Annotated in this window: 6 protein-coding genes; all 6 read right to left on the bottom strand. The window is 72.8% G+C overall.

Annotation, left to right across the window (positions count from 1 at the left end; all coding sequences use genetic code 11):
- On the bottom strand, positions 1 to 320 hold a 320-nt coding region (locus Q7W29_08565; protein MDO9171870.1), incomplete at its 3' end, for an NADH-quinone oxidoreductase subunit C.
- Between the two features lie 31 nt (positions 321 to 351).
- The gene (locus tag Q7W29_08560; protein ID MDO9171869.1) at positions 352 to 1,815 is read right to left on the bottom strand and encodes a proton-conducting transporter membrane subunit; all 1,464 of its coding nucleotides are present in this window, start codon (positions 1,813 to 1,815) and stop codon (positions 352 to 354) included.
- A 7-nt stretch (positions 1,816 to 1,822) separates the two neighbouring features.
- Positions 1,823 to 2,482, bottom strand: coding sequence for a hydrogenase (locus Q7W29_08555; GenBank protein MDO9171868.1), 660 nt, complete (start codon positions 2,480 to 2,482; stop codon positions 1,823 to 1,825).
- Entirely contained in the window at positions 2,479 to 3,384 is a 906-nt protein-coding gene (locus Q7W29_08550; protein MDO9171867.1) for an NADH-quinone oxidoreductase subunit H, read from the bottom strand. Before Q7W29_08550 ends, Q7W29_08555 begins: the two co-directional genes overlap by 4 nt.
- The gene (locus Q7W29_08545) at positions 3,381 to 5,315 is read right to left on the bottom strand and encodes a proton-conducting transporter membrane subunit (protein MDO9171866.1); all 1,935 of its coding nucleotides are present in this window, start codon (positions 5,313 to 5,315) and stop codon (positions 3,381 to 3,383) included. Before Q7W29_08545 ends, Q7W29_08550 begins: the two co-directional genes overlap by 4 nt.
- Positions 5,312 to 6,001 carry a PTS sugar transporter subunit IIA gene (locus Q7W29_08540; GenBank protein ID MDO9171865.1) on the bottom strand — a complete coding sequence of 230 codons (690 nt, stop codon included), beginning with the start codon at positions 5,999 to 6,001 and terminating at the stop codon, positions 5,312 to 5,314. Before Q7W29_08540 ends, Q7W29_08545 begins: the two co-directional genes overlap by 4 nt.
- Positions 6,002 to 6,428 lie beyond the last annotated feature (427 nt).

Genomic DNA, 6,428 nt, shown 5'->3' with positions numbered 1-6,428 from the left:
GGCTTGAGCCACGGGTGCCCCAGGGGCGCCACGCCGCAGCTCTCGTGGATCTCCCGCTCGAACCAGTGCGCCTGCGGGCAGTCCGGCGTCAGGGCGGGGTAGGCGTCGCCCACCCGGGCCGACACGGCGGCGAGTCCGCTCCTCTCGCTCGAGGAGAGCAGCGCCAGCAGCAGCGTCCCGTCGCCGTCGGGCCGGCCGAAGAACGCGGAGAGGCGGCCGCCGCGGCCGACCGCCGCGACGATCTCCTCCCGGAAGCGTTCGACCGGGAGTTGCGGCACCTCGCGCAGGGCGACCCGTCCGCCGTTGGCGATCGGCATCATGAGGGCACCCCCATCATGACGGCACCCCATATCATGACGGCACCCCTAGGGCGCGGGCGGCCAGGCGCAGCGTCGTCTCAAGCGGTGGCGGGATGAAGAGGCCGAGCAGCAGGACCAGCGCCGCCAGGACGACGGGGGGGGCCACGGCCAGGAACGGCTCCGCGGGATGCTTCGTCGCCGCTTCGCCGTGTGCCATCGCCAGCATCGTCCGCGACATGCCGGCGAAGATCACCCCGAGCAGCAGCAGCATCGCGCCCGCCACGACCGGCCGGCCCAGGCCCAGCGCCGCGCGGACGATCGTGAACTCGCTCAGGAAGGTGCCGAACGGCGGCGAGCCCGCGATGGCGAGGAAGCCGGCCGTCCAGAGGATCCCCGAGGCCGGCAGCCCGCGCAGGAGGCCGCGCACCTCGCCGGCCGCCTTGGTCTGGTAGGCGGTCAGGATGTTCCCGGCGACGAGGAACAGCATCCCCTTGGTGAGCGAGTGGCTGACGGCGTGGAGCAGCGCGCCGTAGTTGCCGAGCCCGCCGAGCCCGACGCCGACGGCCAGGATGCCCATGTGCTCGACGCTCGAGTAGGCCAGCAGGCGCTTGTAGTCGGGCTGGCGCACCAGGAACACGGCCGCCGTGGCCATCGAGAACAGGCCGAACCACAGCAGCATCTCGCGCGCGAACTCGCCCTGCCCGGCCGCCAGGCAGACCTGCAGCACGCGCAGGATGGCCAGGAAGGCGCAGTTCAGCAGCGCGCCCGACAGCAGCGCGGAGACGACCGACGGGGCCTCGCTGTGGGCGTCCGGCAGCCAGTTGTGCAGCGGCGCCAGGCCCATCTTGGTGCCGTAGCCGACGAGCAGGCAGATGAACGCGGCGCGCAGCCAGGGCACGTCGGCCGCCGGCGCCCGGCGCAGCAGGTCGTCGAGCACGAGCGACGACGACGACGAGGTCTCCCGCAGCGCGACCGAGAGGAAAAAGCTCCCCAGCAGCGCCACCGCGATGCCGAGCGAGCAGAGGACCAGGTACTTCCAGGTCGCCTCCAGCGAGCGCCGGTGGCGGTGGAAGTGGATGAGCGGCGCGCTCGCGAGCGTGGTCGCCTCGACGCCCGCCCAGAGCAGCCCGAGGTGGCGGCTCGTGATCACGAGCGTCATCGCGGACAGGAAGAGCAGCAGGCAGCCGGTGAACACCGCCTCGGGGATGTTCCGGAACAGGAAATCCTCCCCGCGGTCGCCGGCGGTCCGGCCCTTCTCGCGGGCGAGGTAGCCGACGGCGTACACGGCCGTGACCAGGAACAGCAGGCTGGTGAGGCCGAGGAAGAGGCGCCCGAGGTCGTCCAGCGCCAGCCAGTCGTAGAGGGTCGGCTCGGGCGAGCCGCGCCAGGCGGCGACGGCCAGCGCCGCGTGGGTCGCGGCCGTCGCGACGAGCAACGCGCGGCGGGCGCGGTTGGACCGCAGCCCGAAGCTGAGCGCGCCGGCGAGCGCCGGGACGATGATGAGGGTGCCGATCACGAGGCCGTCACTCCTTCTCCCAGTCGTTGAGCAGGGTCATGCGGTCGGTGTCGGTGTGGTCGAGCTCGCGGCCCATGTGGAAGATGACGATGCCCATGACGAACACGGCGGCGAACACGTCGAGCAGGATGCCCAGCTCGACCAGCAGCGGCTGGTGGCTGGCGATCCCGACGCCGAACACGTAGATGCCGTTCTCCATCACGAGGTAGCCGAGCACCTGCGTGATCGCCTGGCGCCGGCTCGCGATGACGAACATCCCGGCCAGGATGTTGAACAGCGCCGCGGGCAGCACGAGCGGGGTCCCCTCCCCGGGCGGCAGCGGCAGACGGCTGCTCAGCAGGAACGCGACGACCATCAGCAGCACCCCCGCCAGCAGCGAGGCGTTGTAGCCGATGCGCGGGTCCATCTCCCGCCTCTGCGAGCCGCCGCGGACGGCCCGGGCCATCAGCCACGGGAAGCCGAGGCCCTTGATCAGCACGGTCGCGACCGCCAGCATGGCGGCGCGCGGCCCGAAGCCGGATTGCCCCGCGAGGAGCAGCGGCAACGGGCTCAGCAGGATCCCCTGCAGGGCCACCATGCGGATGCTCGTGCCCAGCCGGCTCGCGCCGAGGAGCACGAGGCTCGTCAGCGTGATCAGCACCAGGTCCGCGTCGATCCAGCTGTTCATTTCAGTCCGATGAAGAGCGCCAGGAGCGACAGCACGCCCGCTCCCAGCAGCAGTTGGGGCACCCGGGTCAGCCGCAGCCGCGCCAGGCACGACTCCACGACGCCCACGACCACGCAGAGCCCGAGCATGCCCGCCACCGAGGCCGCGAACGCCCAGCCGTGCGCCAGGCTGCGCACGGGCAGCGCGATGCCCACGACGAGCGACCCGAGCACCCACAGCTTCAGCGCGGCCGCGTACTGGATCAGGGCGAGGTCGGGGCCGCCGTGGTCGAGGACCATGACCTCGTGGATCATCGTCAGCTCGAGGTGGGTGTTGGGGTCGTCCACCGGGATGCGCGCGTTCTCCGCCAGGAAGACGACCAGCAGCGACACGCAGACCAGCGCCAGCGGCGCCGCGGCCCCGCTCCAGGTCGCGAACGAGTTGGTCCCGAGCATGCCCGACAGCGAGAGCCCGCCGGTCTTCCAGGCGACGGCCGTCAGCCCGAGCAGGAAGGCCGGCTCCGCCAGCGCGGCGAACTGCGCCTCGCGGCTGGCCCCCATCCCCTCGAAGCTCGAGCCGGTGTCGAGCGCGGCCAGCATCGTCATGAAGCGGGTCACGCCCAGCAGCCCGGCGAAGAACAGGAAGTCGCCCGCGAAGGCCAGCGGGGCGCTGACGCCCCCGAACGGCGCGAGCGCGCTGGCCACGAGCATGGCCGCGAGCCCGACGACCGGCCCGGCCCGGAACAGCCAGGTCGTCGTCGTGCTGTAGACCGCGCCCTTGCGCAGGAGCTTGGCCAGGTCGAAGTAGGCTTGCAGCAGCGGCGGGCCGCGGCGGCCGGCGAAGAACGACTTCGTCCGGTTGATCACCCCGGGCAGCAGGGGCGCCAGGAGCAGCGCGGCGAGGAGTCCGGCGTAGCCGCTCACGACAGCCTCCAGAGCAGCAGGACCACCAGCGTCAGCGCGATGGAGATGACGTAGAGGTGCAGCCGGCCGTGCTGCAGGCGGTGCATGGCGTGCAGCGCGCCGGACACGAGGTCGAAGAGCGGCCGCCACGCGGCCTCGCGGACGACGTCCGGCGTCCGGGTCGCGAAGGCGGCCGCTTCCGGGAAGAGGCCGCGGGGCGCGTCACCGGTCCGCCGCGCCCGCAGCACGGGGCCGAACAGGTCGGTCAGCGGCTGCGCGAACGACGAGGCGGTGTACTGCATCCGCGGCGCCGGGTGCGCGTAGCCGCAGTCCCAGGTCACGGCCGCGCCCACCGTCCGCCCCGCCAGCAGCAGCCGGCGCAGGCCGGCGATCAGGGCGACGAGCGCGATCAGGATGACCGAGCCGAGCACCACGACCGCGAGGGGCGCCGTCGCGGCTTCGAGCACCCGTCGCGCCGGCAGGCCGCCGACCTGCTCCACCACCGGCGTCAGGGCGGGCAGCAGCACCGGCGTCGCCAGGCCGAGGACCAGCAGCGCCGGCGCCAGGATCGCCATCGGCGCCCGCATGGCCGCGCCCGGGTCGTGCGCGCCGCGCACGCCGTCGTCGCGCGCGACGCCGAGGAAGACGCCGCCGAACGCGCGCACGAAGGCGGCGGCGGCCAGGCCGCTCATCAGCGCCAGCCCGACCATGGCGGCCAGGCTGTGCAGCCCGGCGTGCTGGACGGCGCCGTACAGGATCAGGAACTCGCTGAAGAAGCCGCTCAGCGGCGGCAGGCCGGCGATCGCCGCCGCGCCGACCAGGAAGGTCGCCGAGGTCAGCGGCATGGCGCGGGACAGGCCGCCGAGCCGGTCCAGGTCCCGGGTGCCGGTCGCGTGCAGCACCGCGCCCGCGCCCAGGAACAGCAGGCCCTTGCCGAGCGCGTGGGTCCAGACGTGCAGCAGCGCGCCCGCGATGCCGAGGATGGCCACGCCCGGCGTGCCGTCGTGCAGCCCGACCAGCCCGACCCCGAGGCCCAGGGCGATGATCGAGGTGTTCTCCACGCTGCTGTAGGCCAGCACGCGCTTGAGGTCGCGCTGGGCCAAGGCGAACATGACAGCGACGACGCCCGAGGCCGCCCCCGCGCCGATCAGGAGTCCGCCCCACCAGAGCGGCGGCGGGCCCAGCCAGGTCAGCGTGCGCAGCAACCCGTAGATCCCCATCTTGATCATGACGCCCGACATCACGGCCGAGACGTGGCTCGGCGCCGCCGGGTGCGCCTCCGGCAGCCAGACGTGCAGGGGCATGAAGCCGGCCTTCGTGCCGAACCCGATCAGGGCCAGCACGAACAGCAGACCGGCGTGCGAGGCGGGGCCGAAGTCGGCGAAGTCGAGGGACCGCGGGCCCAGCAGGGCGAATAGGGCGATCAGGCAGGCGTTGCCGAAGTGGGTCGCGACCAGGTAGGTCCAGCCGGCCTCGCGCACGTCTTCCCTCTCGTCGTCGCGCGTGACGAGGAAGTACGACGCGAGCGACATGACCTCCCACGCCACCAGGAACAGGACCGCGTTGCGCGCCGTGACCACGACGACCATCCCGGCGACCAGCCAGCTGAAATAAAACCACGGCGGTCCGGGGGAGCGGCCGCCGGGCGCGCGGCTCAAGTACCCGGCGCCGTAGACGGCGGCGAGCCCGCACAAACCGAACAGCGGCACCAGGAAGAACGCGGAGAGCGGGTCGATCGCGAGCGCGAGGGAGCCGCCGGGGACCGACCACGCCGACTCCAGCCGCGCGCCGCCGCCGACCAGGCCCGTCACGGCCGGCACGAGCCCCAGCGCGCAGGCCGCGGCCGCGCTGCCCGCGCCGATCAGGTTCGCGGCGCGGTGCGACCGCCGGCACAGGAGCGAGGCGGCCCCGCCGGCGACGAGCAGCCCCAGCGCGGCCAGCAGGAGCGTCATGGCGTCGGCGTTTCCGCGAGGGAGTCCTCCACGCGCCGCATCTCCGCGAGGATCTCCTCGCGCACGCCGGGACGGCGCACCGCGTCGCGGAAGGCGGGATCGCGCAGGCAGAACGCCAGGCGCGACAGCAGGCGCAGGTGCGAGCGCACCGTGGGGCAGACCAGGAAGAACAGGGCGTGGACCGGCAGCCCGTCGAGGGCGCCGAATTCCACCGGCGCTTCGAGCAGGCAGAGGAAGACGAGCGGCCGCTCGACCTGCAGCACGATCGGGCTGCGCACGTGCGGGACGGCGACGCCGTCGCCGATGGCGGTCGAGGCGAGCTCTTCGCGGGCCATGAACAGGCTCAGGACGGTCTCGCGGTCGGCTCCTTCGGGGAAGGTCATCGCCGCCACGGCCGCGCGCAGGACCTCCTCGCGCGTGCGCCCGGAGATGCGGTAGTGGATCCCGCCCTCGGTGAGCGCGTCGGCGAGCCGGAGCGGGGACGAGGACTCTTCGGCGGTGTCGTGGATGATGTCGGGCCGGATCCCGATGCGGCGCGCCGTAGCCCACTCCAGCAGTTCGGTGCGGCTGAACCGGTACTGGTCCTGGAAGCGGTAGGCCGGGATGTGGCCATCGCGGATCCAGCGGTAGATGGTCTTCTCGGAGACGCTCAGGAGTTTGGCGACGTCGCGGACGTTCAGCTGCACGGTCGCACCCCGGGGCCAAGGTGTGGGAGCCTTGCCAAGGATAGGACAGCCCTCGGAAGTTGTCCATGAATGTCTCCCGAGGGGCGAAAAGTCCATTTCACGCTTATCCTGCCGTACGGAGGGGGAATCGGCCGATCCGACCCCGAACCGCCCGCCGCGACGGCGCCGCGAGGTCGTTCTCTTTCGGGGACGGGGCGGCGTCCGGCTTGACCGGACCGGTCCGGTTCGACATGATTCGGGCGGCCTGCCTGTCCGCGCACCGCCTGACGGCCGCCGGCGACGTCGAGGTGCCGACCCGCGATCCCCCGCACGACGAACCACGGCGCCGGGCCCGGCCGGAGCGCGCGTGATGCCGGCGAACGCAGATCCAGGAGAAGAATGATGGAGATCCGCAACGTCGCGATCATCGCCCACGTCGACCACGGCA

It is taken from the genome of bacterium, assembly GCA_030654305.1.
Classification (GTDB): domain Bacteria; phylum Krumholzibacteriota; class Krumholzibacteriia; order LZORAL124-64-63; family LZORAL124-64-63; genus PNOJ01.
This window is presented reverse-complemented; position numbering and strand designations above follow the sequence as displayed.

Excerpts from the sequence above, each read along its gene's own strand:
- Q7W29_08545 (MDO9171866.1), bottom strand. The coding sequence starts at position 5,315 with ATGACGCTCCTGCTGGCCGCGCTGGGGCTGCTCGTCGCCGGCGGGGCC.
- Q7W29_08555 (MDO9171868.1), bottom strand. The coding sequence starts at position 2,482 with ATGAACAGCTGGATCGACGCGGACCTGGTGCTGATCACGCTGACGAGC.